26 protein-coding genes and 2 pseudogenes are annotated in these 25,530 nt (G+C 61.1%); 13 read left to right on the top strand and 15 right to left on the bottom strand.

Annotated features, from left to right (window positions below; genetic code table 11):
* The first annotated feature begins 543 nt into the window (after positions 1–543).
* On the top strand, positions 544–906 hold the full coding sequence (locus CO657_RS38190) for an HNH endonuclease (RefSeq protein ID WP_080518684.1): 363 nt from the start codon (positions 544–546) through the stop codon (positions 904–906).
* On the opposite strand, the pseudogene CO657_RS03910 reads toward CO657_RS38190, so the two are convergent.
* The 7 genes and pseudogenes from CO657_RS03910 to CO657_RS03880 all read right to left on the bottom strand — a co-directional run.
* Positions 907–1,101 (bottom strand): annotated as a pseudogene (locus tag CO657_RS03910) (phage major capsid protein); the annotation flags it as partial.
* 32 nt (positions 1,102–1,133) lie between these two features.
* Positions 1,134–2,210, bottom strand: coding sequence for a hypothetical protein (locus CO657_RS03905; RefSeq protein WP_054181585.1), 1,077 nt, complete (start codon positions 2,208–2,210; stop codon positions 1,134–1,136).
* Between the two features lie 92 nt (positions 2,211–2,302).
* Entirely contained in the window at positions 2,303–2,614 is a 312-nt protein-coding gene (locus tag CO657_RS03900) for a hypothetical protein (protein WP_054181584.1), read from the bottom strand.
* 16 nt (positions 2,615–2,630) lie between these two features.
* Positions 2,631–4,721, bottom strand: coding sequence for a hypothetical protein (locus tag CO657_RS03895; RefSeq protein WP_054181583.1), 2,091 nt, complete (start codon positions 4,719–4,721; stop codon positions 2,631–2,633).
* Complete coding sequence (locus tag CO657_RS03890) at positions 4,721–6,292, bottom strand: terminase large subunit (RefSeq protein WP_054181582.1); 1,572 nt, start codon at positions 6,290–6,292, stop codon at positions 4,721–4,723. Before CO657_RS03890 ends, CO657_RS03895 begins: the two co-directional genes overlap by 1 nt.
* Positions 6,258–6,728: a terminase small subunit-like protein gene (locus tag CO657_RS03885; protein WP_054181581.1), complete on the bottom strand. Its 471-nt coding sequence runs from the start codon at positions 6,726–6,728 to the stop codon at positions 6,258–6,260. Before CO657_RS03885 ends, CO657_RS03890 begins: the two co-directional genes overlap by 35 nt.
* Before the next feature lie 18 nt (positions 6,729–6,746).
* The gene (locus CO657_RS03880; protein ID WP_054181580.1) at positions 6,747–6,983 is read right to left on the bottom strand and encodes a spike base protein, RCAP_Rcc01079 family; all 237 of its coding nucleotides are present in this window, start codon (positions 6,981–6,983) and stop codon (positions 6,747–6,749) included.
* A gap of 1,191 nt (positions 6,984–8,174) precedes the next feature.
* Here CO657_RS03880 and CO657_RS03875 point away from each other — a divergent pair.
* Positions 8,175–9,020 (top strand): dienelactone hydrolase family protein, encoded by an 846-nt coding sequence (locus tag CO657_RS03875; RefSeq protein WP_054181579.1) that lies wholly within the window; start codon positions 8,175–8,177, stop codon positions 9,018–9,020.
* Positions 9,021–9,110: 90 nt separating this feature from the next.
* Complete coding sequence (locus tag CO657_RS03870; protein ID WP_245292937.1) at positions 9,111–9,290, top strand: Z-ring associated ZapG family protein; 180 nt, start codon at positions 9,111–9,113, stop codon at positions 9,288–9,290.
* A gap of 531 nt (positions 9,291–9,821) precedes the next feature.
* Here the strand turns inward: CO657_RS03870 and CO657_RS03865 are convergent.
* Together CO657_RS03865 and CO657_RS03860 are read right to left on the bottom strand one after the other, a co-directional pair.
* A complete protein-coding gene (locus CO657_RS03865) occupies positions 9,822–10,355 on the bottom strand; it encodes a YidB family protein (RefSeq protein ID WP_054181578.1) in 534 nt (177 codons plus the stop codon).
* A 133-nt stretch (positions 10,356–10,488) separates the two neighbouring features.
* Positions 10,489–10,830 (bottom strand): hypothetical protein, encoded by a 342-nt coding sequence (locus CO657_RS03860; RefSeq protein WP_003587948.1) that lies wholly within the window; start codon positions 10,828–10,830, stop codon positions 10,489–10,491.
* 354 nt (positions 10,831–11,184) lie between these two features.
* On the opposite strand from CO657_RS03860, the gene CO657_RS03850 reads away from it, so the two are divergent.
* The gene (locus CO657_RS03850) at positions 11,185–11,997 is read left to right on the top strand and encodes an alpha/beta hydrolase (RefSeq protein WP_054181577.1); all 813 of its coding nucleotides are present in this window, start codon (positions 11,185–11,187) and stop codon (positions 11,995–11,997) included.
* Between the two features lie 377 nt (positions 11,998–12,374).
* Here the strand turns inward: CO657_RS03850 and CO657_RS03845 are convergent, their stop codons facing one another.
* Positions 12,375–13,121 (bottom strand): glucose 1-dehydrogenase, encoded by a 747-nt coding sequence (locus CO657_RS03845; protein WP_054181576.1) that lies wholly within the window; start codon positions 13,119–13,121, stop codon positions 12,375–12,377.
* A 106-nt stretch (positions 13,122–13,227) separates the two neighbouring features.
* Between CO657_RS03845 and CO657_RS03840 the strand changes: the two genes are divergently transcribed.
* Positions 13,228–13,572, top strand: a complete 345-nt coding sequence (locus CO657_RS03840; RefSeq protein WP_003587953.1) for an ArsR/SmtB family transcription factor — start codon at positions 13,228–13,230, stop codon at positions 13,570–13,572.
* A gap of 51 nt (positions 13,573–13,623) precedes the next feature.
* Here CO657_RS03840 and CO657_RS03835 read toward each other — a convergent pair whose 3' ends face one another.
* Complete coding sequence (locus tag CO657_RS03835; RefSeq protein WP_054181575.1) at positions 13,624–14,112, bottom strand: RidA family protein; 489 nt, start codon at positions 14,110–14,112, stop codon at positions 13,624–13,626.
* Between the two features lie 187 nt (positions 14,113–14,299).
* On the opposite strand from CO657_RS03835, the gene CO657_RS03830 reads away from it, so the two are divergent.
* From CO657_RS03830 to CO657_RS03810, 5 genes and pseudogenes are all read left to right on the top strand, one after another.
* Positions 14,300–14,995, top strand: a complete 696-nt coding sequence (locus tag CO657_RS03830; protein ID WP_012556902.1) for a TetR/AcrR family transcriptional regulator — start codon at positions 14,300–14,302, stop codon at positions 14,993–14,995.
* Positions 14,996–15,032: 37 nt separating this feature from the next.
* Positions 15,033–15,434 (top strand): hypothetical protein, encoded by a 402-nt coding sequence (locus tag CO657_RS03825; RefSeq protein WP_012556901.1) that lies wholly within the window; start codon positions 15,033–15,035, stop codon positions 15,432–15,434.
* Positions 15,435–16,001: 567 nt separating this feature from the next.
* Positions 16,002–17,930 carry an adenylate/guanylate cyclase domain-containing protein gene (locus CO657_RS03820; protein WP_054181574.1) on the top strand — a complete coding sequence of 643 codons (1,929 nt, stop codon included), beginning with the start codon at positions 16,002–16,004 and terminating at the stop codon, positions 17,928–17,930.
* 492 nt (positions 17,931–18,422) lie between these two features.
* Entirely contained in the window at positions 18,423–18,920 is a 498-nt protein-coding gene (locus CO657_RS38030; RefSeq protein ID WP_054181572.1) for a DinB family protein, read from the top strand.
* Positions 18,921–19,314: 394 nt separating this feature from the next.
* Positions 19,315–21,105 (top strand): annotated as a pseudogene (locus CO657_RS03810) (ABC transporter ATP-binding protein).
* A gap of 224 nt (positions 21,106–21,329) precedes the next feature.
* Here CO657_RS03810 and CO657_RS03805 read toward each other — a convergent pair.
* The 3 genes from CO657_RS03805 to CO657_RS03795 form a co-directional block, all read right to left on the bottom strand.
* A complete protein-coding gene (locus tag CO657_RS03805; protein WP_054181571.1) occupies positions 21,330–21,671 on the bottom strand; it encodes an NIPSNAP family protein in 342 nt (113 codons plus the stop codon).
* An 82-nt stretch (positions 21,672–21,753) separates the two neighbouring features.
* Entirely contained in the window at positions 21,754–22,341 is a 588-nt protein-coding gene (locus tag CO657_RS03800; protein ID WP_054181570.1) for a hypothetical protein, read from the bottom strand.
* Between the two features lie 214 nt (positions 22,342–22,555).
* The gene (locus CO657_RS03795) at positions 22,556–23,086 is read right to left on the bottom strand and encodes a dihydrofolate reductase family protein (RefSeq protein ID WP_054181569.1); all 531 of its coding nucleotides are present in this window, start codon (positions 23,084–23,086) and stop codon (positions 22,556–22,558) included.
* Between the two features lie 134 nt (positions 23,087–23,220).
* On the opposite strand from CO657_RS03795, the gene CO657_RS03790 reads away from it, so the two are divergent.
* The 3 genes from CO657_RS03790 to CO657_RS03780 all read left to right on the top strand — a co-directional run bounded on the left by CO657_RS03790 (position 23,221) and on the right by CO657_RS03780 (position 24,781).
* A complete protein-coding gene (locus CO657_RS03790) occupies positions 23,221–23,526 on the top strand; it encodes a hypothetical protein (protein ID WP_003569638.1) in 306 nt (101 codons plus the stop codon).
* 212 nt (positions 23,527–23,738) lie between these two features.
* On the top strand, positions 23,739–24,206 hold the full coding sequence (locus CO657_RS03785; RefSeq protein ID WP_244429829.1) for a hypothetical protein: 468 nt from the start codon (positions 23,739–23,741) through the stop codon (positions 24,204–24,206).
* 122 nt (positions 24,207–24,328) lie between these two features.
* Positions 24,329–24,781 carry a hypothetical protein gene (locus tag CO657_RS03780; RefSeq protein ID WP_054181923.1) on the top strand — a complete coding sequence of 151 codons (453 nt, stop codon included), beginning with the start codon at positions 24,329–24,331 and terminating at the stop codon, positions 24,779–24,781.
* A gap of 109 nt (positions 24,782–24,890) precedes the next feature.
* On the opposite strand, the gene CO657_RS03775 is transcribed toward CO657_RS03780, so the two are convergent.
* Positions 24,891–25,205, bottom strand: a complete 315-nt coding sequence (locus CO657_RS03775) for an EthD family reductase (RefSeq protein ID WP_054181568.1) — start codon at positions 25,203–25,205, stop codon at positions 24,891–24,893.
* Between the last annotated feature and the right edge of the window lie 325 nt (positions 25,206–25,530).

The raw sequence follows: 25,530 nt of genomic DNA, 5'->3' as shown, positions 1-25,530 counted from the left end.
CCTAGTCGTTCGACCTTCCGCATCCCTCACAATCCATCGGATTGCTACATATGCGGCTTGGTTCGGGATTGCCATCATTTTGATTCAGATGCTATTATTAGAACACAACATCTGATTGGCGATAGTTTTCCCCGAATTAACCCGGTTTTTCACCTGAGGTAATACGTGCCAAAGATCACTTTGACATGTGAATATTGCGCAGCTTCTTTCGAGAAATGGCCTTCGGCGATCCGCTATGCGGAAGCCAACGGAACATCCTCCAAATTCTGCTCTAGAGCCTGTGTCGGCAAAGCCCGATCAGATGGTTCGATCGAAGCTAAAAGGAAGCGAGGCTCAACCCTTGTCTGCGAGGCATGTGGGAATGGTTTCTATCGAACCGTCAGCGACATCAAGGCGGGTCGGTCTCGGTTTTGTTCCGAGCCCTGCCGCCAGCAGGGATTTAGGCTGAAGCTGATCGATAAAAGCGCTCCACGTCCTCAAAATCTAAGGGGCAAAACAATCACATGTGTTGTTTGCGGGGATCAGGCATACCGCAAGAAATCGATGATCGAAAGGAACATCGATAAGACCTGCGGCGATCCTAAATGCGTATCAGCCTATGGCAGGTCCATGTGGGGACTTGAGCCATATTCCGAAGAGGAGTTCTTGAAGCCGCGCCCGAGACGCCGATACCGAACCACTAATTTCACGCCATTGCAGCGAAAGAAGTGGCTTGGAACAGAGTGCGCTCATTGCGGTTCGAATTCCAACCTAACGCTGGATCATATAATCCCTTGCTGTGCAGGTGGTACAAACGTTCAAGAGAATGCTCAAACGTTATGCGGCCGCTGCAACAATATCAAAGCTGCAACAACGGACAGGCTTTTGGCACGCAAGCAAACCTCAGGCGGCGGCTGCAAAAGTTAACCGCTTGAAGGTGGAATTTTCCTGATATTGCAGTTCCTGGACGATGGTCCGGCCGCCGGAGATCGGCTTCTTGCGGCCGCGGCTGTTGAGGCGGGTGAGAAGACCGTTGTTCTTCGTCACGTCGTCGGCGACCGTGCCGCTGCGGTTGCGCAGCGTCGTGGTGACGATTTCAGAGAGGTTGGGCGAAATGGGCATCGATCATTCCTTTGATCAGAATTGGCCTTTGATCAGACTTGGCCGCGCGAAAAACGCATGGCGTCGCGCAGCGAGTCGCGGATGGAGGTGGGCTGGCCTCTTGCCGCATCGCGGGTCGGGCCCGGCGCGGAAGAACCAGAGATGGATCGCGAGGCGCGGCGGGCTTGATCTGCCGCTGCGGCCCTCTGGGCGTGGAGTTGTGGGACGGATGCCTGAGCAGTCTGGCTGATCAACTGCCGGCGAATGTCCGGGCGCATCCAGCATGCGGCGTCGTAGGCGTCCTGGAGCGACGTTGCCCGCCCTGCGTTGACAAGGGCGATCATGTCCTCGAGCACATCTTCGGCGTGCGCGTTTGCCGGGTCGGAAAGGAAGGCATCGACTTGAGTTTCGGTGTCCCTTTTCCGCAAAACATGTTCGACCGTCGCCTCGACATTGAAGGCGCCGGTCTGGCGTTGGGGCTGTGCCTGCTGCGAATTCCGCTGCAGGATCTCTCCCGTCTGACCATTGACCAGGGCGTGAAGATTGACCCCAGCCATTCTGGCGACGTGAACGACGGTGTTGACGGGATCGTGGATGAGCGCCTTCTCCCAGTCGATCGCCCGGCGCATGACATCGGCATGGGTCATGCCGGCCTGGCGGACGATCGGGGTGAATTCCTCCAGCCCCTTGTAATCCTGCAGGACGCGGAAGCCGTTATCGACCTCCTGTTCGCGCTTGGCGATCGCCGCCTGCACTTCGTGGGGAAGGCTCGTGAACTGCGCCTTGGCTTCCGCCGACCAGCCGGGCGGCACCCGGCTGCTGCCGGCGGCCGGCTGGTCGCCGCCCTGCCCGCGGTTCTGCAGCGCCTGCTGCTGGGCGGCATTTGCCGCCGGCGCCTGCCCTGCCCGCGTTGCAGCGCCGGCCTGCTCCTGCCCCTTGGCCAGGAAGCGGCCGTTTTCGCCGTCGCGCGGCTGGCCTGATATATCGCCCGGTCCATTGGACTCGACGGTGTCGATCGCCGCTTTCAGGCTGTCGCGGATGCTGACGGGCCCATCGCTCAATGACTTATCGTCGAACGCACCAAAATCTTCGCTGCCGTTGCCGGCCTCGTTCAGGTCTTCCATATCCATTGGGAAATTTCCTATGTCGGGGATTGATGCCCGTTAGAGCTTTTATGCATGTCGTTATCCCGGAACCGCTACACACTTCCGGGCGACATGCATTAGGCGTTGTATTCGGCGTGCACCCGCCGCAATTCGTTGCGGATCGCCGTTCGATCCGTCTTCGGCTGCTCGATCGGCTGCGGCTTTTCATTACCGATCTCGATCACCCCGGCTGCCCGGTAGGCCGAGCGCAGCCTGGCTTTCGAGGTGTAATGCCTCCCGTCATGCATCGACTGGATATCGATGTTGTCGCTGACGAAATGCGGCGTCGGCAGATCCGACAGCGCCGGGTTTTGCGCCGGCAGGCAATTCTGCGGCCATTGGTCGAGTTGGTGCCAACCGCCGCAGACGCGGCAATAGCGTTCTCTCATGCTGTTGCTCCGAAGCCTATTGATAGGGGGTCTGCGCGGCGCGCATCTGGTCGATCGCCTGCGCCGCCATCTGGCCGCGCGCCTGTTCCACCGTGGCGCGATGTTCGATCTCGGCCTCGGCGACACTGAGTTCGGCTCTGCGCTGTTCGGCGCCGGCCTTCACCTCGGCGGTTTTCAGTTTGAGCATCTCGCCGGGTGAAGGCTGCGGTTCCGGTTTCGGCGCGGCTGCCGCCTGGGAGAGCTGGGCGCCGACCTGCTCCAGCGTGCTTTCGAGCTGGCGGCCGGCCCGGAAGCCGCGAGCGGCAAAGAGCAGCGTCTCGACCATCACCGGCACCAGCATCGGGCTCTGCTGCGCCATGGCGCCGGCCTGCTGCATGAAGCCGCCGACCATCTGCACGAATTCCATGCGGCGCTGCTTTTCGGCATCCTCGTCAGGCTCGATGGTCGAATCCGTCTCGATCTCGATCTGGAAGCCGCGAATGCTGTCGTTGCGCAAGAGCTGCACCACCTCGTCGATCGTCGGCTGCCCCATCATCTGCTGCAGCTGCGGCGGCATTTCGGGGGGCGGCGGTGCCGGCTGGCCCATCTGCTGTGCCCGCATGGCCGCCTGCTGTGCCGCCATCTGCATCTGCATTTGTACCTGCTGTTTCTCGGCCATGCTGGGCAGCCGGATGCCGCTCACCAGCATCAGCGTTTCCGGCTGGAACTGGTCGCAGATGATTTCGCCGGCAAGGCGGATGATGTCGCGGGCAAAGCGGGCAAGCTCGGCCTGGCGGTCGCGAATGCGGATCGAGCCCCACTGGCTCTTGATGCGCTGCGCCGTGGCCGTCTCCGACGCCTGCGTGTCGCCACGCACGATGTCGGAGATGCCGGTGATCTGATAGACGTCCTCGATCAGCTGCTTGCGCGCCTGCATGCAAGCGACGATCACCTTCTGCACCTCGTCGATCGGCAGCGTCACGATCGCCTTCGAGCCGCCCTTGTCGGTGAATGCCGCCCATTCCGGGATCGGCACCATCACCATGTCGTTCTCCGGCCGCATCGCCTTTTCGATCGCCGGCGAGACCGCGCCGTCGCCGGAGGGATAGAACACTTTCAGCCGCAGCTGATCGGTCAGCTTGTTGATGCGCTTGGTCAGCAGATCGATCTCGTCGCATTGCTGCTGGTAATAGACATAGTCCGGAACCGGGATCAGCGAGCTGGTCGACATCGTGCCGTAGGCCGGGCGCGGGCAAGGCCAGAAATGCGTCAGGTCGAGCGGCGGCTCGGAAACCTCAAGCGCCACCGGCGAACCGTCGGCGATCCAGACCGTATAATTCTCGCTCTTGCACCAGATCTCCCAGACATGGGTCTTGCCCTCATTCTCCAGGCGCTCGGCCTGGCTGGCGGCCTTATTGCCGGCCGTGCCTTCCGCCGCCCGCGATGCCATGGCCTCAGCGCCGAAGCGCTTTTCCATTTCCTCGTCGGTCATCGGCACGCGCCGCGCCACCCAGGTCACATCCTTCCAGCGGCGGGCCGGCGAATGCAGGAAATCCGACCAGTGGACATAATCGATGCACACACGCTCGTCGCTGATCGCCTCGGGCGGTGCTCCGCCGATCTCGCCGGGCAAACTTTCGGATAGATTGTGGGCTGCCGCCGGGTCCGAGGGCTGGACGCCCATATCGAGCGGCTCGAAATCGGCCTCATAGCGCAGCCACACCGTGCCGCGGGCGCAGAGCAGGAAATCGTCGCGCACCGCCCGCATGATCGAATCGATATCGGCCTCATCGCCGGTATAGGCGAGATTGCGCTCGACCAGTTCCGAAGCGATGCGCGCCACCGGCTGGGCATCCTTGAAGCGGCGCTCGACGACCGGCTGCGGCACACGGGCATAGACGGCCGGCTGCAGCACCGAAGTATTGGCCCAGAGCATCGGAAAGCGGCGCTTGGCCGCGCTCGTCTGGTCGGACTGCTGGTCGAGATAGATCTTCTCGATCTTGACGCAGCGGTCGTGCCAGGACTTGAAATAGCGCCGCGCGCGCTCGAGCTCCTGCTGCCAATGGGCGCCGACCTTGGCCGTATCCCAGCGCTGCCCATTCTCCGAAGCCGTTATCTCGTCTTCCATCAAACACGCTCGCTCTGTCTTGGGGTGGCATCGGCAAATTCGTTGAATGTCATCGTCTGGAATGTCGGCAGCGGCTTACGCTCCGGTTTCAGCGGCTCGGGCGCCAGGCCGGTAAAGATGATCGCGAGCCCGCCGAAAGCGTCGGCGCCGTGCGAGGCCCAGTTGTGCAGCGGCTCGTCGCGGAAGACGCCGAGATCCTCGTCCCAATCCTTGCGGTAGTTCCTCAGGCACTTGATGCCCTCGATGCAGCCGGCCTGGTCGAACTCGACCTTTGCCAGAATGCGCCGGGTGCCGTTGATGCGGTCGTGCACATAGGCGCGCTCGACCTTGCGCACCGTGCCGAGACCACGCGCCCTGACCTCTTTCAGCATGATCTCGATGCGGGTCATGCCGCCGCGCGTCCATTCGCGGACCTTGATGTCGTGCGGCATGTTATGGACGCCGTAGACATAGCCGTGCTCGGTACTGCGCCGTGCCAGCTCGTCGAGCATGCCGTCCATGCCGGTGCCGGTATGCTCGAAATAACCGATCATCCTGATACGGCCGGGCAGCACCTGGAACAGCCAGACGCTGTTGGTGTCGTCCATGCCGATATCGGAAATGGTGTGAACCGGATAACCGTCGACATGCGGAAAGACCCCGATGCGCTCTTCGGCGTCGGCCACCGCCATCTGCTCAGCGTAATAGGCGCCCTCGACGCTCGCCTCGAAAGCCTCCGCCGGTGTCGAGGGATATTCGCGCTTCATATCGCCGAGCTGGGTTTCGGCCTTTTTGACGTACCAGGCCTTCTGCCCGTCGGTCAGGGTGATGCCTTGTTCGGCAAGCTGGCGAAAATATTTGGCGAAAGCATCGCTGACGATGACGCCTTGAGGCGCGATCGCATATTGCGGCTCCTTCCACCACGGGAAGAAATGGAACTTGAAGTCCAGTTCGGTGAGCTTGGCGACTTGCCGCTGCTTGACCTTGGCATCCTCGCAGAGCGTATAGAAATGCCCTTCCTGGCCTTCCGCCGTGCTTTCGATGAACACCAGCTGGCCGGCCTGCACCGTATTCAAAGCGCCGGTGCGCACCTCCCGCGCCTTGTCGGGATATTTGGCGCACAGCTTTCCATATTCGGAGATGTGCAGATATTGCAGTGTTCCCGAGCGCAGCGACGTGCCGACGCGGATGCTCGAATTGTTGGCGAGCAGCAGTTCGGCCTGGTTGCCCCTGACGACGGGCACGGCGTTGCGGATACCATCCGGCAGATTGTCATAGGGGTATTTGACCTTGTCCCTGAAGATCGTCTGCACGTCGCCGAGCGTATGGGCGATGGTGCCGGCCCGGATATCCCGGTTGAAGACGCAGGCATCGAGCATGAAGATCTGGATGAAGGTGGTCAGACCGAGCTGGCGGGCCTTCAGCAGCACGTTGAGATAATGCATCTCTTCGAAAAACGTCATCTGCGTCCAGTTCATTTCGAACCTGACGCGCCGGCCCGATTTGTCGGTGATCCAGTAGAGATTGTTCAGCCGCCAGCGCCAGTCGGAGAACTGATCAACCGCCGTTTGGAAGTCCGCGGGTTTTGCCATTGATATCTTCCAGCAATTGCGAGACTTCGCCGGTCACGCCCTGTTCGGGCTCGGCCTTCGAGCCGTATTTCTTCGGCTTCAGCTTCTCGGCAACCCATTGGCGGGTGGCGATACGCAGCTGCGAACGCCGGATCGCCTCGCCATTCTCCTGCCAGCCGGTGGTATCGCCGGCGGCATTCTTCTTCTCGATCCAGTCGTTGCTGCGGTCGTCGGCAATCTCGACCAGCTCGTCGACGAAGCCGTCGGCGAGGATCTCGCGCGCCAGCGCATAGCGTGCCCGAAACGCCGCCTTGCCGTCGTCGGCAAGCCAAGAGAGCACCGTCGATTTCGCCGGCATATCCTCATCCCGGCAGATCGCCCGCAGGCTTTCCCGGTCGGCAATGCGGTCGCAGATCTTCTCGGCCAGTGCCTGGGTGAACTTGGTCGGTCTGCCCATGGGTCTGTTTCTGAAAGCTCAGAACAGCGCGATGATGTTGGAAGCGGTGGTCCCGGTCAGCGCCACGATGGCCGCATGAACCGGAAGGATCGTCCCGGCCGGCACGTTCCTGAAGACCACCGGATCCACATCCCGCCGCGGCGCAATCGCCACATCGCCCGCCGTGCCGATATAAAGCGCCCGCGCGCCGACGATCGCACTATCATTCGGGGTCACCGCTGCTGCCCGCGAGGCCGGCGCAATCGAAGCGTCCATGGCAGTTCTCCTTGTGAGAAATCGGTGTCCACGCCGACGCTGCCGCAGGGGCACGCTTAGCTCCGATAGGTTTGGCGAAAACCTCCCCCCACCCTCCGTCATCCCAGGCCTCGAGCCTGGGATCCATGCCCACGTCTGGCGGAGGCCAACGTGGATCCTCGGGTCAAGCCCGAGGAGGACGGAGCAAGGGGTGAGGGCTGTGCCAAACCCGCGGTGGCGTTCGATGACGCTGGCCGGGGAGCCTCGGCGAATGCATGCGATCGAAGAGCAACACCGATTTGATCGTCGATCATTGCCTTCGGAATCAATATTCGCAGCTTGGATTTACGGTAGTGATAAATGATCCGCCGGGGGGTGATCAAGGGCTGATGTGGGTTTTGTCAATTTGGAGTGCACGCCAGAATGTCACCCACTGCTGCGGTGGTGGATTTGGCGAAAACGCCACCCCAACCTCCGTCCTCCTCGGCCTTGAGCCGAGGATCCATCCCCGCTGCCGATGGAGGTCAACGTGGATCCTCGGGTCAAGCCCGAAGAGGACGGAGCAAGGGGTGAGCACTGCTGAAAATCCGCGATGATGGCTCGGTGACGTTAGGCGCTGTCATCGGCTCGATCGAGATGCCTGGCCGATATCGACTTGGCCAACCACACCTCCGAATTCAAATTTCGCAGTTTGGATTTACAGTAGTCTTAACTGACCTGCCGGGGGGTGATCAAGCGCCTTCAAGCGTGACCGACTGTCAACTTAGAACTCTATTCTGCCGGACGCCCAATTGGCGGCAGACTTGCGGCGCTCCGGCGGCGGAGTTGGCGAAAAGGCTACCCCAACCTCCGCCCTCCTCGGCCTTGAGCCGAGGATCCATGCCCGCTGCTGATGGAGACCAATGTGGATCCTCGGGTCAAGTGTAAAGCCCGAGGATGACGGAACAAAGGGTGAGCGCTGTGGCAAATCCGCGATGGTGGCTCGGTGACGTTAGCCGCTGTCATCGGCTCGATCGAGATGCCTGGCCGATATCGACTTGGCCGAATTCACCTCTGCATTCAAATCTCGCAGCTTGGATTTACGGCAGTCATAATCGACTTGCCGGGCGGTGATCAACGGTTTCCGATCGTGCGCCGCCGCCACCCGCTTTGCCAAGCTTTGAGGTCCGGCGTACTATTATAGGGCTCTCGGTCAAACGGTTGGAGGCGTCAGTGAAAACCGCGAGACTCTTTCTCTGCCTTTTCGCTCTTCTCGGCGTCGGGCTCCCAGGAAACCCGGCCGAGGCCGACGAATTGGTGCGGTTCGAAAGCGCGCCCGTCAAGCTCAGCCCCTTTCGAATCCGCAAGGCCGCTGAACAGGGAGAATTTCTCTCCCAGCCGCCAGGCACACCGTTGCTCGGATATTTATCCCGCCCTCAGGGCGACGGTCCCTTCCCGGCGGTCGTCGTCATGCCTGGATGCGACGGCATGCGGCCGAGCGTCAAAGACCTTTGGCCGAAACGGCTGGTCTCATGGGGTTACGTCGTGCTGGTCGTCGACAGCTTCACCACCCGCAGTATCCAGGAGACATGCCGAAGCGCTCTCCCCGATCCCGTCTTCGACGCCTATGGCGCTTTGAATTCTCTATCGAAGTCGAGCTTCGTCGATACCAGGCGCGTCGCACTGATGGGCTTTGCGGCGGGCGGCACCGCGACGCTGGAGGCAACCAAGATCGAAGGCAACGAACAGCTGATGGAGCACAAGTTCAGGGCAGCGGTCGCCTACTATCCGGTCTGTGCGGCAAGTCAGGGCGATGCGACGGTGCCGACCCTGATTTTAAGCGGCGACCGGGACAATTGGAGCCCGGCTGAACGATGCCGGAAGAGGCTTGCCGGTGTTGGCGACGATGCGCCGCCGATCGAGCTCAATCTCTACAAGGGTGTTTATCACAATTTTGATGCCCCGGAGTTCGCGGCGGGAAGGCGAGTGTTGGGTCACATCGAAAAATACAACCCGGACGCCGCGGCAAAATCCATCCGCAGCGTTTACGCGTTCCTTCGCAAGTCGCTCCTGAACTGAGAACGCGCCGCGCGTCGTTTGCCCGCTTGCGCGCCACTGTTGAAACACGCCATCCGTGGTATGGTGCATGCTCGCAAAAGGAGCGAGCGGATGATCTGGATATACTCTATCATCGGCGTCTTGATCGGCGTGTTATTGATCGGCCTAGCAATCTGGCTCGGCATGTCGCCATCATTATCCGAGCGAAAATCCTGGCTCCCGGAACCGAGCGGAAACTCCGTAGAGCCGAATGATTCGAGCATTGCTGGGCAGGGCAGCGACGTGGCCTAGAGAAGGCTGGAGGCTAGAAGCGGAACCGCCACAACAACGCGAACACCGCCAGCATGTCGCTGATTGGCAGTGCCATCGGCTGGTTTGGCACCAACACCCCCAATCTCCGTCATTCCAGGCCTTGAGCCTAGAGTCCATGCCCGCTGCCGATTGGGGGCGCGGCGTGGATCCTCGGGTCAAGCCCGAGGAGGACGGAGGGTGGGGTAAGCTATGCGGCAAATCAGCAAGTATGGCGGAGTATAAGCGCAAGTACGCTTCCCAATCGCACTCTTCACGCCTGACGCGCCGGCAGCAAGTGTGGCACCACATACCCCCAATCTCCGTCATTCCAGGCCTTGAGCCTGGAATCCATGCCGCTGCCGATTGGGGCGTGGATCCTCGGGTCAAGCCCGAGGAGGACGGAGGGTGGGGTAGGCTCTGCGGCAAATCAGCGAGGTATGCCGGACTATCAGCGCAATTGCGCTTCCCCGTCGCTCCCGCACAGCAAACGCGCGCCGGCTGCCTGCCCGGCCCCGCGCCCTGATCCCAAACCTAGATGCCGCTCGGCCGCGACGACGTGGTCGCACTGCTCGCCGACGACAAGAAGTCCTCTTCGGCGGTGGGCAGTTTCCCCCCTGGGGTCAGGTCGTCGACGGCCTTGGGGAGATCGCGGCTCAGGCGGCCAAGGATCTCCTCATGCGACAGGCCGGTATTTTGGGCGATTTCGTTCAGGACATCCGGTCCCAAAGCTTCGGCGAGCTGGCCGTCATTGATCTCTGCGTTCTGGCCGGGTTTTACCCATGAGTCGATCTTGTCGCCATGGCCGTTCTGCTGAAAGGTCTTGAGGAGATCGCCGAGACCGCCGCTGACGATGCCGCCGGAGGTCAGCCCGCCGAGAAGACCGCCCAAACCACCCGAACCACCCAGTCCGCCGAGGATGCCGCCGAGCCCGCCCGGCGGCTGGCCTCCGGGGCCTGCCTGCTGCGGGTTTTGAATGCCGCGCAGAAGTTCCCCGATCTTGTCTCTGTTCTGATAGCCGGCAACGGCAAGAACGGCGAGAAGCGCCTTCAATTGACCGCTCATCATGATGAATCCTCCCATGGTTCAAAGACTGCAGCCGACCCGTGCAGAGCGCTGCATGGGCAGCAATGTCCGGCGCGCCCAAAGGTTCCGCGCCGGGCTCTCAAACCCGACGGTCCAACCTGCCGCTGACGCCGGATCAGATTTCCGGGCAACCGCGCCGGTTTGCAAAGATCATCCGCTCGGGTCCGCGGCGCGTCATCCCCTGGACGACGATGCTGCGCGGCGACATGCGGACGATCTGCGCCCGGCGAAGTCCTTCGCCGCGGGCAATGTCGAGCGCGTCGTCCGGGTCGCAGCCGCGCGGACCGCGGCGTTCATATCCGTCATAGCGGTCACGGTCGCGATCGCGATCGTAAACCCCGACGCCGCCGGGGCCGACCCGCAATTCCAGATCCTGCGCAGCCGCGATCGTCGGCGAGATCGTCAAGCCGGTCATGCTGGCCAGGCCGACCAGGATGAATTGAAGAGATTTACGCATGCGTTCCTCCCATGGTCCTTTTCTTTATCGCAATACCAACCTCGCCGTGCGGACTTTGTTCCTTGGAGGAAAGGGGAGTCGGCGTCACCGGCCATAAGATCCGCCAATACCTCCAGAAGACTTGAATGACTGTTTCCATCCCCTTCCCGCCTGCTAATCTCATTTCGCAACCGCGCACGGGAGACGAGCGATGCCGGATCAAGGGCATAAATTTGAGCAGCTAAAAGCGCTTCATCAGCGAGACAGCGCTTTCGTCATCCCTAATCCCTGGGACGCTGAGCACACCCCGCCGCAACGGGCCGCGGCTACCGCAAAGCGTTCTGGGCATTGCCAAACCGGCGGGTACAGTCTCTCATGAGCGCTACAAAGTACTTGCTGATCTTGCCGCTGATGGCGGCCATCGCCTACGTGGCGCTCGTCGGTCTGATCTATCTTTCTCAGCGAGCCCTGCTCTTTCCCGGAGCCGGCGCCACACCTGTTCCGGAGCAGGCGAGTTGGGGCGAGACGGTCCGCATCAAGACGCCCGACGGGGAGATGCTTCATGGACTGTACAGCCAGGGCGACAGCGACAAGCCCTGCGTGCTCCTCTTTTTCGGCAACGGTGACCGCGTCGACAATTACCCGTTTCTCGCACAGGCGCTGGCCACGCGGAGGATTGGATTGCTGGCGATTTCCTATCGCGGCTATCCCGGATCGACCGGCGCCCCCAGTGAGCAGGGGCTGCTGACAGACGGCATCGCCGCGTTCGACTGGCTTTCGGCACATGCCGGAAGCGGGATCGTTGTCCTGGGCCGGTCACTTGGCACCGGCGTTGCCGTGAATACCGCCGCAAAGAGGCCGGCCGTGGGCGTCATTCTTGTGTCTCCGTACCTGTCGGTTCTGTCGGTTGCGCAGACGCATTATCCGTTCCTCCCGGTCGAGCTTCTTCTCAAGGATCCCTTTCGCTCGGACCTCAACATCGGCAAAGTAGGACAACCGAAGTTGTTCCTCCACGGCCGGCTTGATGACAGCATCCCGCTTTCGTCAGGGCAGGCGTTGTACAGCATTGCACCCGAGCCCAAGCAGATGTTGATCTATGACGGTGCGGGTCACAACGATATCTTGAACGATCGCATGGTCGGTGACGTGATCCGTTTTGTGGAAGCGCTGAAAGGAAACGGGTCCTAGGGCGCCCTCTTCGTCCTGAGCGCGCCTTCCTCAGCATGGGTCCTCGGGTCAAGCCCGAGGACGACGGAGGCTGGGGTGGGCTCGTGGCAAACCCTACGATTGGTGGGGTGAGTTCAGTGGCAAATCCAGCAATGGTGGGGAGAGTTGCGTGGTAAATCCAGAATAGTGGCGGAGTAACAGCGCCGTTGCGCCCCCTGCCAGTCGCGTCCTCCAATCTCCGTCATTCCAGGCCTTGAGCCTGGAATCCATGGCCACGGCCGAAGAGGCCCGGCGTGGGTCCCCGGGTCAAGCCCGAGGACGACGGAGGGTGTGGTGAACCTTGTGCCGATATACCGGTATGCGCAGGCTCAAGAAAGCGCGCGCTCCTCGCTCAATTCTCAGCGAAAACCGCCGCTGGCAGCCAACCGTTCGCCGGTCAGCCAGCGGGCATCGTCGGAAGCGAGGAAGACCGCGACCCCGGCGATATCGTCCGGCTGGCCGACGCGGCCGAGTGGCGTCTGGCCGACGATGACCTGCTGGAAATCCGAGCCGATGACGCCGGCCGTGTGCGTTCCCTCGGTCTCGACCATTCCCGGCAGGATGGCGTTGACACGGATCTTCCGCGGGCCAAGTTCCTTGGCAAGCACGCTGTTGATGCCTTCGACGGCGCCCTTGGTGCCGGTGTAGACGGCGGAGGCGGGCGGCGCCATGCTGGTGACCACCGAAGAGATGTTGATGACGCTGCTGCCCTCGCCGAGGTGCTTGACCGCCGCCTGGGTGGTCAGGAGAAGGCCGAGAACGTTGACGTCGAAGATGCGGCGATACTGTTCCTCGGTCACCTCCTCGATCGGCGCGAATTCGTAGACGCCGGAGTTATTGACCAGGACGTCGAGCTTGCCGAATTCCTTGACGGCGGCATCGACCAGGCCCTGCGCCTGCTCGGCCTTGGAAACATCACCCTGAACCGCGATGGCCTTGCCGCCGGCCGCGCCGATCGCCTCGACCACGGCGTCGGCTCCCGCCTTGCTCGAGGCATAGTTCACCACCACTTTTGCCCCTTCGGCCGCGAGCGCCTTGGCAATCGCCGCGCCGATACCTTTGGAGGCCCCCGTTACCACTGCAACTTTTCCGGTGAGCTTGGCCATCTGTTATTCCTTCTGATCGGGACAGCCGCCGGGATTGGCGGCTTGTTCCATAGTTCAGAAATTCGGAACTGTTGATCTTGATGTCAAGGGGCGCTATATAAAATTCATGCGACCGCTCTTTCACCCAGCCCTGGAGGATATTCGGCCGGAGGCGATCCTTTATGCGCTGTCCGATCCGGAGCGCGTTGCCATATTTTCGAGGCTTGCCACCGCCGGCTGTGGCGGGACCTGCTCTGCCCTCGCCGATCTCGGCGACCGCATCATTCCGAAATCATCGCTGTCCAACCATTTCAAAGTGCTGCGCGAATCCGGCCTGATCCGCAGCGAGCGCCAGGGCGTGGAAATGCGCAACCAAACCCGCTGCCCAGAGCTGGACGAACGCTTCCCGGGGCTGATCAAGTCCATTCTGACGGCTTATGGACAGCTTCCCGAGCAACTGAAGGCGGATTGACCATCCCTGGTCAACCGCCGCGCAGGCGAAGGCTGTCGAGCTTCAGTATGCCTAGTCCAAGACGACGACGGCTTCGACCTCGAAGAGCATGGGGTCGATGGCCAGCTTGGGAACCGGGATCAAAGTCTGCGCCGGCAGGGCTGCGCCGAACATCGCCTTGACGTTTTCCGTCAACACTTGAAGCTTCGCCATGTCGTGATCGACCACGAAGACGGTCAGCTTGGCGACCTGATCGGGCCTGGCGCCGAGCGCGTCGAGGGCGGTGTGCAAATCGGCATAGGCCTGCTTCACCTGGACGGCGAAATCGGGTGACAGGGCGCCGGTGCTGTCCTGGCCGCCCTGCCCGGAAATATAGGCCAGCCGGCCTTGCCTGGGCACGATCACCGCCGTGCTGTAGCCGTTCGGCGAGGGGTCGTAGAGGTTTTTCGGATTGACGATGGTGAGCTTCAGATCGGTCTCGTTGGCCGTCGCCGCAGCCGGAATTCCAATAGTCATGATGATGAGCCCTCCAATGAGCAGATGCTTGATTGCGCGTGACATGATTTTCTCTTGAGCGTTGAGAACTGCGGGCCACCTCGCCGCGGCCGGCAGTTGATTTACCGCCGGTACGATTGACTCGTACAGCGTACGATAAATTTGCATCGTACGTCGTACGAGTCAATCCGCCAGGATCGACATTCATTGGATTGTCGGCTTAAATCGGCATTCTGATCGGTAGGGAAAACGGATGGCAGCCAAACGCAGCGGCGGGCAGAGCAAGCAATCTGAACGCAAAGTGCCTCCGCCATCCGGGCCGGAACCGCGCAGTGACCAGCCTCTCTCGCTGCAACGGATCGTCGCGACCGCGGTCGAGCTTTTGGATAGCGAAGGAATTGACGGATTGAAGATGCGCCGGCTGGCCGATCGCCTCGGCGCCGGTGCGATGAGCCTTTACTGGCACGTCGGCAGCAAGGAGGAGGTCTTCGATCTGGCGCTGGATTCGGTGCTCGCATATAACGGCCCGGCGCCAATCGATGCGTCTGAGGACTGGCGCGGCGAAGTCGTTCACATGCTGAAAGACTGGCGCGCCGGCATGCTCCGCCATCCCTGGTCGGCAGCGCTGCTGCCGCGCCGGGCGCTCGGCCCGAACATCCTTTTTCGCCTGGAGCTGCTGAGCAGCACCCTGTCCAGAGCCGGCGTGGCCGACGCCGATCTGAACGTCGCGATCTGGTCGCTCTGGAACTATGTGATCGGCGCCACCACCACCCGGGCAAGCTTCGACCTATCGGACGACGACAGAGCCGCCGCGCAGCAGCGCCTCACAAGTCTCAGTGAGCACTACCCGACAATCGAACGCTCCCGGCTGCTACTGGACAATGACTGGGACGGCGCCTTCAGCAAAGGCCTCGACTTCCTGCTCGACGGCCTCGTTCCCAAACAATGAAATTCGTCGCGCTTGAAAAATATGGGAGGGAAGTGATTTGCTTCGTTATGTCTGCGGCGTAATATTCGCCTGCGTGCCGCTCGCTGCCGCCAATGCCGCATCTCCAAATTTTTGCCGAAACAGTTTCAAACCGAACGAACCGATCGAGTTGCGATTCATCGGAATCGAATACGCGCTGATGATGCATGTCCTGGCGGAGAAATATTGCGGGGCGGAGCCGAAGCCGATGCGTCCACGATTTTTGGGATATATCCAAAAGCAGGGCTGTCTTCCGGGAACCGAGATCTATTCGGACGTTGAGGAGGCGATCGCAAAGCTGGAGGGAGCGAGCCTGAGGTCTCTCGCTGAAACTGAAGTCCCTGACCTGCCCATGTCCGAACGGCAGGTGCAGGAGTGGGCATCGAGCGCGACGAAAGAGCTTGGGGGTGCGACGCATTGAAAAGCGCTCATGATGCCGAGTTTCAGCGGTAAAGCGCAGAGGCATCTCTTCCCATCAATTGCGCCAGATAACCCTTGAGCGAAAACACGCCCCCAACCTCTGTCATTCCAGGCCTTGAGCCTGGAATCCATGGTCCCTGCTGGTGGAGACGGCGTGGATCCTCGGGTCAAGCCCGAGGAGGACGGAGGGTGGGGTGAGCCCAGTGGCAAACTCAGAAACAGACGGCGGAAGGGCAAAGTACCATCGCGTCTTCGGCCCCTCTCTGCTCCGCCTCCTTAGCCGCCGGACTGTCAAGCGCGCCGACGGTGGATTTGGCGAAATCCCGCCCCAACCTCCGTCATTCCAGGCCTTGAGCCTGGAATCCATGGTCGCGCGGGTGGAGACGGCGTGGATCCTCGGGTCAAGCCCGAGGAAGACGGAGCGTGGGGTGAGCTCAGCGGCAAACTCAGCGACGGCTAGCTTGTGCAAGCCTGCAAAAAGCAGTTAGCTGGCATCGTTGGCTAGCGCATGCCGGACGGGCATTGCGCTACACGTGCTGAGACGGGTCCGCATTTCGGGGGAGATCGCGTGCGCTGGTCCAAACCGCTCAGACTGCATCTCGGCGTCCTGGTCGTCGCGTCACTGCTGTGCACATCGGCGCCGATCATCTGGATGGCATTCAGCCACGGAAGCGAAGCTGCGGTCAGCGCTGGCGCCCAGCAGATGCGCGCGATGAGCTTGCGGCTGATCGAGGGGTACCGGAATACGCTGCAGAGCGGCACCGAGGCCGTGGCGCTGGCCTCCACCCTGCCGCAGCTCGTTTCCCCGCCGCCTCAGGATATCAAGGCAAAACAGCAATTCTTTCAGGAGGTTCTGCGAACCGTCCCGAATGCCACCAGCGTTTACGCCGGCTATCCCGATGGCTCCTACCTGCAGGTGATCAATACGGCCCGGCGCGACATCCGCCAGACGCTTGCCGCACCCGATGGTACGGCTTTCGCGATCCGAATGATCGCGCGGCGACCAGCGGCCGACATCATCTCGACGCTCGGTTTTCTCGACAGCGACGCAAAGCTGATCGCGGAGCGGACCATCGAGGATACATCCTTCGATCCGCGGCAACGCCCCTGGTATCGATCCGTCATTCAAGACGGCGCGCCGGTTTCCGTTGGACCCTATATCACCGGAACGCTGAACGTTCCGACGCTGACGATCGCCGCCCCGATGCGGGACGATGGCAAGGTGGTGCTCGGCATCAACATTCACCTGCAGACCGTCAGCCGGCTGCTCGACGCAGCTGAGATCTCGCCGCGGGCGCGGGCCTATATCCTAGATGCCGACGGCAATCTCGTCGCCCATTCCGACCCTGATATCATGAGCAGGATCATCGCCTTGTGGTCGAGAACATCAGGCGCCTTTGCCACGACGGCAAACGGTTTCGACCCGAGCCTTAAAACCGTGGCGCGGCTCAGGCAGGATCCGGCCTTTGCCGGCGGCGGCCTGGCACGGGTCGATTTCGATGGTGAAACCCATCTGGTGCAGATCGCCCCCGTCAGCGTCTCTGGCCTGTTCACGGGCAGCGAGGCCGCCATCGTCGTGCCGTTGCAGGACCTGGTGGCTGAGGCCAATCGGCTGCTGGTGCGCAACCTCTTCATCGCCGCCGCCTTCGTGCTCGCCGGTGTCGGCGCCTCGGTGATGCTGTCGCGCATGGTCAGCCGCTCGCTCTATCGGCTGGCCGACGAGGCGCGCAGGATCGGCGATCTGGATGTGGGGGAGAAACCGATGTCCCACTCCTGGATCAGCGAGATCAACACGCTGGCAAACGCGCTGGCGGCCAGCCGTCATGCCATCGCTCAGTTTGCGCTTTATGTGCCGCGTGAAGTGGTCCGGCGGATCGTCAATCCCGAGACGAGAACGATCGTCAAGGCGAAGCGACAGGATGTGACCGTGCTGTTCACCGACATCAAAGACTTCACCACCATCTCGGAACAACATTCGCCCGAAGAGGTGGTCGACACGCTTTCTGCCTATTTCGAACTGCTGAACACCATCGCCGAGCGCAATGGCGGGGCCGTCGTGCAATATCTCGGCGATTCCATTTTCGTCATGTGGAACGCCCCGGTCGACGATACCAGCCATGCCGAACATGGCTGTCGATGCGCGCTGGCCATGAAAGCGGCGGTCGACGGCTTGAACGAAACCAATCTCAGAAATGGCCGCCCGGAGTTGCTGACGCGCTTCGGATTGCACACCGGCCCGGCCGTCGTCGGCAGCTTCGGGGCGATTTCGCGCCAGCAATATACGGCGATGGGCGATACGATCAATGTGGCGTCACGGCTGGAAGGCATGAACAAGGAGCTGAACACATCGATCCTGGTCAGCGCCGCCACCCGCGACGCCGTCGCCCACCGCTTCACCTTCCGCCCCCTCGGCCTTGCCCCGGTCAAGGGACGCGCCGAGAAGGTCGACATTTGGGAGCTTGTCGGGGAAAACGGCGCCGAGCCGCCGCCAAGATGAGGCGTGCGAAGGAAACGATGCAATGCCGTGTAATGGCAGCGCAGCAAGATAGACCAAGGCTGACGGCTGAGTTTGGCGAGAACGCACCCCCAATCTCCGTCATCCTAGGCCCTGAGCCTGGGATCCATGACCCCGCTGGTGGTCAAGCCCGAGGAGGACAGAGGGTGGGGTGAGTTCAGCGGCAAATTCAGCGACGGATGGCGGCAATGGGTAGACAGCAGCCAACTGCCTTCGTCGGAGTGCGTCAGAAACGGACATGACGACTTGCGCCATGAGTTGGCGTCCCTCGAAAACGAAGAATGTCATCAGGCATTTGCGACGATGCTGTTTCGGGATAGACTGATCATCGTTGACGCTGTGCCGTGCGGCCCCCTCATCCGGCCCTTCGGGCCACCTGTGAATATCGCAAGCGACGGGGAACAAACGGCTCCATGGGTCTTCCCCTCATTCGCCACCCTCCCCCAACATCACCAACCATTGGAGCCCGAGACAATGATCTCCGCCGACTATTGCCGACTCATGGCCCGCTACAACAGCTGGCAGAACACCTCTCTGGTCACCGCCGCCGACGGGCTGACGCATGCGGAGCGCTGGAAGGATCGAGGGGCGTTCTTCCAATCGATCGCCGCGACGCTGAACCATCTTTACTGGGCCGACGCCCTGATCCTCGCGCGATTGACGGGCAATGAGCGGCCCGAGGAAACCATCACGCACTCGCTGACAAGCCCATCGGATTGGGATGCGTTCAAGAGCCTGCGCCTGCAACGCAACATCGAAATCGAAGCCTGGGCGGCAGGATTGCGCGACGCCGAGCTCGACGGCATGCTTGTCTGGTATCCCGGCGACGGCGCAACGCGGGTCGAGAGGCCGAAGGCGAACTGTGCGATCGAACTCTTCAACCACCAGACCCATCACCGCGGCCAGGTCCACGCGATGCTGACGGCAGCCGGCGCAAAACCGGAGCCGACCGACCTTTCGCGTCTGCCATAACATGCCCGGCATCGGCTCGGCGAACCCGGCTGCAAACGGCGGCGCGTAAACCTGCACGTTACAGATTGTGTCGTTTTCGCATCACTTTCTGTCAGGTTGCAATTTCCCGGTTGGCAACGGCGTTCGCCTTCGCTACAAGAGGCTCACCGCGTCAGATCGAACAAAAGGGAGGCGTTGCATGACATCATCAGCAATCACCAAAATCCTCCCGTGCGGAATGAACCGACACTAGGTCATTTCCATTCGCGGCCCGCCTCGAGCGCGCCCGACATGCGGTTTTCACTCCCTTCATAGCCCGATGATCTGACGGGATCATTTTGTCTCCCGCTTGGGCTGTGCCATTTAACTCTCGATTTTGAGGACCGGTTGCCGATATGCGGCCGGGTTGGTTCAAATGACTCGCAAGAAGCTCGATTTCCGCGCCGATGCCTATCGCAACGTGCTCGGCTTTATCTTTCATCATTGGAGCCACCGGCCTGCTTTGGTGGGTCTGATCATCGTGCTGGTGATCTCAAGCACGCTCGCCGAAGTCATGGTGCCGGTCTACTCCGGCCAGATCGTCGATGCCATCGCCGGCGGCAATCCGGCCGACAGCGCGCTTCGCGCCTTCGTCATTGTCGTCGCTTTGGGCTTCACCAGCGTGGCGCTGCGCTATTTCATCTTCAACGGCATCATCCGGCTGACGCTGCGCACCATGGCGGATGTGACCAATGGCGGCTTCCACAAGGTGCAGCGCTTCTCCACCGACTGGCACGCCAACAGCTTTGCCGGCTCGACGGTGCGCAAGATCACCCGCGGCATGTGGGCGCTGGATTCGCTCAACGACCTGCTGCTGGTCGCCCTCTTGCCGTCGATCGTCATGCTGGTCGGCGCCAGCATCGTGCTCGGCAGCTATTGGCCGGTCATGGGGCTGATCGTCAGCTTGGGATCGCTGATCTATATCGGCGTCACCGTGGCGCTTTCCATGGGCTTCGTGTCGCCGGCGGCAAGGCTTGCCAATGCCTGAAATACCAAGCTCGGCGGGGCGCTCGCCGATGCGATCAGCTGCAACTCGGTGGTCAAGGCATTCGGTGCCGAAAACCGCGAGGAGACCCGGCTCGGCCGCGTGCTCGGCACGTGGGACAGCCGCACGCGGCGGACGTGGAAGCGCGGCACATTGAGCGGCACGATCCAGGGCTTCATGATGGTTTCCATGCAGGCCGGCATTCTGGGCACGGGCCTCATCATGTGGCAGCAGGGTCTGGCGACGCCTGGCGACGTCACCTTCGTGCTGGCGATGTTCTTCGTCCTGCAGGGTTATCTGCGCAATGTCGGCCAGGACATCCGCAATCTGCAGCGTGCCGTCAACGACATGGAAGAACTGGTGCTGCTCGACAAGATGCCGCTCGGCATCGAGGACCGGCCGGGCGCGACCCCCATCGCAATCGACCGGGGCGAGATCGTCTTCGATCGCATCACCTTCCAATATGGCGCGCATCCGAGCCCGCTTTATGATGACTTTTCGGTCACCATCAAACCGGGCGAGCGTGTGGGGCTTGTGGGCCATTCGGGTTCGGGCAAGACGACCTTCGTCAAGCTGATCCAGCGCCTTTACGACGTGAATTCGGGCTCGATCCGCATCGACGGGCAGAATATCGCCGAGGTGAGGCAATCCAGCCTGCGCAGCCAGATCGCCATCGTGCAGCAGGAGCCGATCCTGTTTCACCGCACGCTGGCCGAGAATATTGCCTATTCCCGGCCGAATGCCTCGCGGCGTGAAATCGAGCAGGCGGCGAGACAGGCGAGCGCCCACGACTTCATCCTGAGCCTTCCCAAGGGCTATGAGACGATGGTGGGGGAACGCGGCGTCAAACTCTCGGGCGGCGAGCGGCAGCGCGTCGCTATCGCCCGCGCTTTCCTCGCCGATGCGCCGATCCTGATCCTCGACGAGGCAACGTCCAGCCTCGACAGCGAGAGCGAAGTGCAGATCCAGCAGGCGATGGAACGCCTGATGGACGGCCGCACCACACTGGTCGTCGCCCATCGCCTGTCCACAGTACGGGCGCTCGACCGGCTGCTGGTCTTCGACAAGGGCGAAATCGTCGAAGAAGGCGACCACCAGGCGCTCATCCGCCGCCCCGACGGCATCTACCGCCGGCTGTTCGAGCGGCAGGCGCTGGAGCTGACCAAGGGCCTGGTCGCCTGAACCGAAACGCCAGGGCGACACCCTGGCGTTTCTTCTTTGCGGCTCAACGGACAATGGCTGCGCTGTTCGGCGATGCTCATGTTTCCGCTTGATGCTCGAGATCGCGGCGGTCCCGGCGCAAGCCCGCCTCGTGCAGATTGCGCCATTTGCGGATGACGGCTCGCACTCGCGCCGAAACCCATCCGAAACACGTCTCAATCAATTGCATGCGGAGTTTCTGGCCGTTATTCCGACGGTTTGGAGAAGCCGCGGTAGAAGCTTGTCGGCTGCAGCAGCGAACTGGCGATGTTGGCGATGATCGGCCTATCCGCCTCGCTCTTCGCCCTCGCTTCCTGCCACTCGCGATCGGCGATGAACTCGGCCCATTTCTGCTCGCGCTCCGCCAGTGACCGCCATTCCAGGAGGTAGGTCAGATCGTTGCTGGAAGAACCGATCATCGTCGTCCAGAAGCCGAGTGAGCGGATACCGAGGCGTTCCCAGATTGCCAGCGTCGCGGTCTCGAAACGCTGCTGCAGTGCCGGCAGCCTCCCCGGCAGACATGTATAGATGCGCAATTCGTGGATCATCGGATGCTCTTCAGGTTGGATCAGGCAAGATCGTGCGTATTGTTCAGCGCCGGAAAAAGCGAGGGGCCGCTTGCCGGCGCAATCAAGGCTTATCATCCGCATTTGGAAGGCCAGTTGTCCTAAACAGCATCCAAATTCCTAAAATTAGTCCGGCCAGCGCAGGAACTCCCAGGACAACTGCAAAATAGATCTCCACTGGAAGGTCATGAATTCCAATAAATAATTCCTGGCCAGCACACTTACTAGCCATATACCCGCTGAAATGTTTACACTTTCCGGCGTCAGAGAATAAAAAGAAAAGCCCGTCAATGACAATCAGGAAGCTTAGGCAGATGCCCATGCCGCGAAACACTTTCACGTCGGGACGCCTGAGAGAGGGTTGCGGTTTCGGTTTCGGTTTTTGAATGGACGACAATATCTTGACGAGCAGGAAGCACGCACTCGTTCCAAGACGTTGAGCTATTATCAGGGAAAGCGTTTGGTGGATAACGGGCTTTACGACTTGGGCAGTTAGTGCTGCCATGAACGCCACCAGCCCCAGAACTGAAACCACTGACGCCCACGTAACCCCGTCGCGTGTTACAACCGCACGGTAAAGACCATAAGACGCCCAGACCGTCACGGCTATGGGAATGGGGCCGATGGGCCAAGGAAACGAGAGATCGAGCATTCCGTGACTATGCCTGATCTCTTGCTCTACTCAACCTCAAAGTGGGTTGAATGGGCTTATATGTTATCGCGCAGCGCGCATTGATGTCACGCATGGTATCGCGGACCGCAGCCATTCCTCATCTGGCCGCGTCGGGGCGACTGCAGGTACGACGCAGAAGCATTTGGTCAATCTTCGTGACTGCCGCCTCACCGCGCCCTCGCACATTTACCGCTCAACCAGGAACATAGGTCAATCGCACCGCATCCCCGCCGATCAGATCGCTGGCGACAAGGCGGAGTGGCGGCCTCGGGCCGGTGAAGAACGGTTTGCCGCGGCCGAGCACGACGGGGTGGAAGTAGAGCCGATATTCGTCGATCAGGCCGAGGTCGGTCAGTCCACCCGCAAGCTCCGGCCCGCCGACTTGTATCTCCCCGGCAAGCCCGGCCTTCAGCCCGCGGATCGCCGTCTCGATGTCCTCCTTGATAAGCGTGGCATTGGGCCCGACCGAGGTCAACGAGCGCGACACGACCCATTTCGGCTGGCGCCGCCAGGCAAGCGCGAAGTCGTGCAGCTCCGGGGTCCACTCGGCACGGTCTTCGTCCCAGTAGCGCATCACCTCGTAGAGGCGGCGGCCATAGAGGCTCCCGGTCAGACCGCGCGCCTGCTCGATCCAATGGCGAAAGAGGATGGGATCGGGCGCAAATTTCTGGTGGTCGACATAGCCATCCAGGGAGATGTTCATTCCGAAGACGAGCTTCGCCATGCGCTAATCCTCCATCCGGAACGTCAGGATAGCTTAAACCGCCAGGGATAGCGAACGGTCCCCCCAAAGTTTGAGTTGACCGCCTTCGTTGGCGAGGCGACAGTTGCACCTGCAGCAAGGCAGGAGGCAAAACGATGGACGAGGCAGACCGCTGGCGCAGCATGGCCAGCGCACCGAAAGACGGCAGTCGGATCCTGGTCACCATCCGCCCGTCCGAACAGGGGCCGGCAGAAGTTGACCTCGCCTATTGGTCGCATGGCGATCAATTTGGCGCAGAAGGCTGGCGCGCCTCGGATTCCTCGCCCGGGCAGATCATCGAATATGCCGAGCCGGAATTGAAGTGTTGGATGCCGATGCCCTCGGCCAATCTCGCTCGCCTCTCGATGCCCTCCCCCTGGGAAGGCGACGACGCCCAGCAGCTCGATGGGTCGGGGATTTAACCATCGCGCCGAATAACATGCGTCGATAAGGCGTCAGGCGAAGTCGGGGTCCGCGGCAAGTGTCGGATTGCCGCCGGCTGCCTTCGGTGTTGTCTGTAAAGTGAGTTGTGAGGCCGACTTATTCTTCACCTTCCATCAATTCCTCTTGCTAAAATACAACCGGCCTTTACGCTGGCTCTAGAGGCATGGGGAGATTCATGAGACTACCGATATTGCTCGCGCTGGCAGCCGGCGCCTTGTCATCCTGCGCGGCGTCAAGCTCGATGCGTACCGCTAAAAACGAAATCATCATCAAGACGCGCGCCGCTCCGATCTGTGGAGACACGGGCGCGATGAAGGTTGCCGGAAAACAAGCTGCGATCGAGACGATCAAGGCGGGCTATGACAGTTATGTCATCGTCGGCCAAGCTGGCGCCGATACGACGCGCGTTGTCCAGATGCCCGGATCTTATACCACGACGGGCAGCGCGACTGTTTACGGAAACACCGGCTATTACACTGGCAATACAGTCTACAATCCCGGCCCGACATTCGTGGCTGGCGGGCACAATCAGGACCTTGCTGTCCACATGTTCAAAGATGGTGAGCCGGGCAGCGAAAACGCGCTTTCTGCTCGCGAGACACTCGGCCCCAAGTGGGCGCTCATAGTCAGGGACGGCATCAACACCTGTGCGGAGTGATTGGAGCGCGCATCCGCATTGTCGACTTACGATTTTTCAAATGCAGCAGTTGTAGCCGGAGGGTGTGGGGATATGCTTATGGCGACGGCAGCATGAGGTGGATACTAACTCTATTGTTCTTCATGGTCCTCGACGTCGGCATCGCAATTCTTGCTACTTTGGTGGCGAACGGGATTGAGGCGCCCTTCGTTTTCATGGCAACACTCGGTTTCCTCTGGCTCATGCCCGTGGGCCTAAATCTATGGGGCGCAATTAAATTCTGGATTGCTTTCCTCCTTTTCGAAAAGCGACGCATGGTTCGCTATTACAAAGCCGAGATGTACAAGAGCAAATTTCCGGCGTCGAACGGATATGTGGATTGGGAGGAATATCTCGGCTTCATCGTGACCGACAACGATGTTAGGCCGGAAGCCAAGACCAAGGCCGCCGCCTTCGCCAGCGAGATAGCAACTTGCAAAACGCTGCGGCCGGCGACTCTCTTCATCGGAACACAAATCGCTTTGCAAAGAGCAATGGACGAGTACCAAGCACCGCCCTCGACAAGTGGCATGTTTTCCACCGCGAACGCAGGGTGAGCCCCCAAGCGAGTTTGGCAAGAGCAAGGTCGTTTTCGCTTCAACGGCAACCATATGTTCCTGCCGATCCCGGAAAGTTCAAAGGCTACGCCTGACGCGCCGAAGGCCCCTACCCTCCAACGATTTCGCTGATCTGTACGATGGGCGCGATGTCCGTATAGTTGGCGACATCCGCGACGATCTCCGCGCGGTGGGGAGCGAACGCCTCCTGGAATGTCCCCAGGGTCGGCGAGTAGATGTGGCACGCCGCGACGAACTGCGGCGCGCTTCCAGGTTCGCGACCCGCAAGGCCCTTTTCGATCTCGTAACGCAGGCAGGCATCGCCGAGCCGTTCCTGGATCAGTGGCATGTGGCTGGTGCGATAGTAGTCGTGATCGAACTTCGAGCCGCCAGCGGCCGGATAGTAGACGCTCATTTTGATCATGGTCGGGCTCCTGCCTGAACGCCTCTGCGAGCATCGAGGCGGCTTTATAGCTCACCGACTCGTAAAGCACATCCAGATTTTGGCGGAAGCGAGCACCGCGCGCGGCCATCTCGAGGCGCCAGGCATCCCTGTCGTAGACGCGGTCGGCGAGCAGCACGTCGCCACCGCTGAGCGTATCGAGCACCGTCCCCACGACGGCCAGCGATCCGCCATACTCCCCCTGGGTGATTTGAAACGCTCGACAACGGTAGTAACTTTACCGGCGATCGAGGTTTTGCCGGCCTGGCTGCCATGAGATGCCTGAGGCCGGCAACCGCCAGAATTG

This window comes from Rhizobium acidisoli (genome assembly GCF_002531755.2).
Taxonomy (GTDB): Bacteria; Pseudomonadota; Alphaproteobacteria; order Rhizobiales; family Rhizobiaceae; genus Rhizobium; species Rhizobium acidisoli.
The sequence above is the reverse complement of the archived record's forward strand: the minus strand, read 5'-3'. Positions and strand labels throughout refer to the sequence as shown.

What these genes read in the sequence shown, in the direction of transcription:
- CO657_RS38190 (WP_080518684.1), top strand. Translation starts at nt 544, where the DNA reads ATGATCGAAAGGAACATCGATAAGACCTGCGGCGATCCTAAATGCGTA.
- CO657_RS03905 (WP_054181585.1), bottom strand. Translation starts at nt 2,210, where the DNA reads ATGGATATGGAAGACCTGAACGAGGCCGGCAACGGCAGCGAAGATTTT.
- CO657_RS03900 (WP_054181584.1), bottom strand. Translation starts at nt 2,614, where the DNA reads ATGAGAGAACGCTATTGCCGCGTCTGCGGCGGTTGGCACCAACTCGAC.
- CO657_RS03895 (WP_054181583.1), bottom strand. Translation starts at nt 4,721, where the DNA reads ATGGAAGACGAGATAACGGCTTCGGAGAATGGGCAGCGCTGGGATACG.
- CO657_RS03890 (WP_054181582.1), bottom strand. Translation starts at nt 6,292, where the DNA reads ATGGCAAAACCCGCGGACTTCCAAACGGCGGTTGATCAGTTCTCCGAC.
- CO657_RS03885 (WP_054181581.1), bottom strand. Translation starts at nt 6,728, where the DNA reads ATGGGCAGACCGACCAAGTTCACCCAGGCACTGGCCGAGAAGATCTGC.
- CO657_RS03880 (WP_054181580.1), bottom strand. Translation starts at nt 6,983, where the DNA reads ATGGACGCTTCGATTGCGCCGGCCTCGCGGGCAGCAGCGGTGACCCCG.
- CO657_RS03870 (WP_245292937.1), top strand. Translation starts at nt 9,111, where the DNA reads ATGATCTGGATATACTCTATCATCGGCGTCTTGATCGGCGTGTTATTG.
- CO657_RS03865 (WP_054181578.1), bottom strand. Translation starts at nt 10,355, where the DNA reads ATGATGAGCGGTCAATTGAAGGCGCTTCTCGCCGTTCTTGCCGTTGCC.
- CO657_RS03860 (WP_003587948.1), bottom strand. Translation starts at nt 10,830, where the DNA reads ATGCGTAAATCTCTTCAATTCATCCTGGTCGGCCTGGCCAGCATGACC.
- CO657_RS03850 (WP_054181577.1), top strand. Translation starts at nt 11,185, where the DNA reads ATGAGCGCTACAAAGTACTTGCTGATCTTGCCGCTGATGGCGGCCATC.
- CO657_RS03845 (WP_054181576.1), bottom strand. Translation starts at nt 13,121, where the DNA reads ATGGCCAAGCTCACCGGAAAAGTTGCAGTGGTAACGGGGGCCTCCAAA.
- CO657_RS03840 (WP_003587953.1), top strand. Translation starts at nt 13,228, where the DNA reads ATGCGACCGCTCTTTCACCCAGCCCTGGAGGATATTCGGCCGGAGGCG.
- CO657_RS03835 (WP_054181575.1), bottom strand. Translation starts at nt 14,112, where the DNA reads ATGTCACGCGCAATCAAGCATCTGCTCATTGGAGGGCTCATCATCATG.
- CO657_RS03830 (WP_012556902.1), top strand. Translation starts at nt 14,300, where the DNA reads ATGGCAGCCAAACGCAGCGGCGGGCAGAGCAAGCAATCTGAACGCAAA.
- CO657_RS38030 (WP_054181572.1), top strand. Translation starts at nt 18,423, where the DNA reads ATGATCTCCGCCGACTATTGCCGACTCATGGCCCGCTACAACAGCTGG.
- CO657_RS03805 (WP_054181571.1), bottom strand. Translation starts at nt 21,671, where the DNA reads ATGATCCACGAATTGCGCATCTATACATGTCTGCCGGGGAGGCTGCCG.
- CO657_RS03800 (WP_054181570.1), bottom strand. Translation starts at nt 22,341, where the DNA reads ATGCTCGATCTCTCGTTTCCTTGGCCCATCGGCCCCATTCCCATAGCC.
- CO657_RS03795 (WP_054181569.1), bottom strand. Translation starts at nt 23,086, where the DNA reads ATGGCGAAGCTCGTCTTCGGAATGAACATCTCCCTGGATGGCTATGTC.
- CO657_RS03790 (WP_003569638.1), top strand. Translation starts at nt 23,221, where the DNA reads ATGGACGAGGCAGACCGCTGGCGCAGCATGGCCAGCGCACCGAAAGAC.
- CO657_RS03780 (WP_054181923.1), top strand. Translation starts at nt 24,329, where the DNA reads ATGGTCCTCGACGTCGGCATCGCAATTCTTGCTACTTTGGTGGCGAAC.
- CO657_RS03775 (WP_054181568.1), bottom strand. Translation starts at nt 25,205, where the DNA reads ATGATCAAAATGAGCGTCTACTATCCGGCCGCTGGCGGCTCGAAGTTC.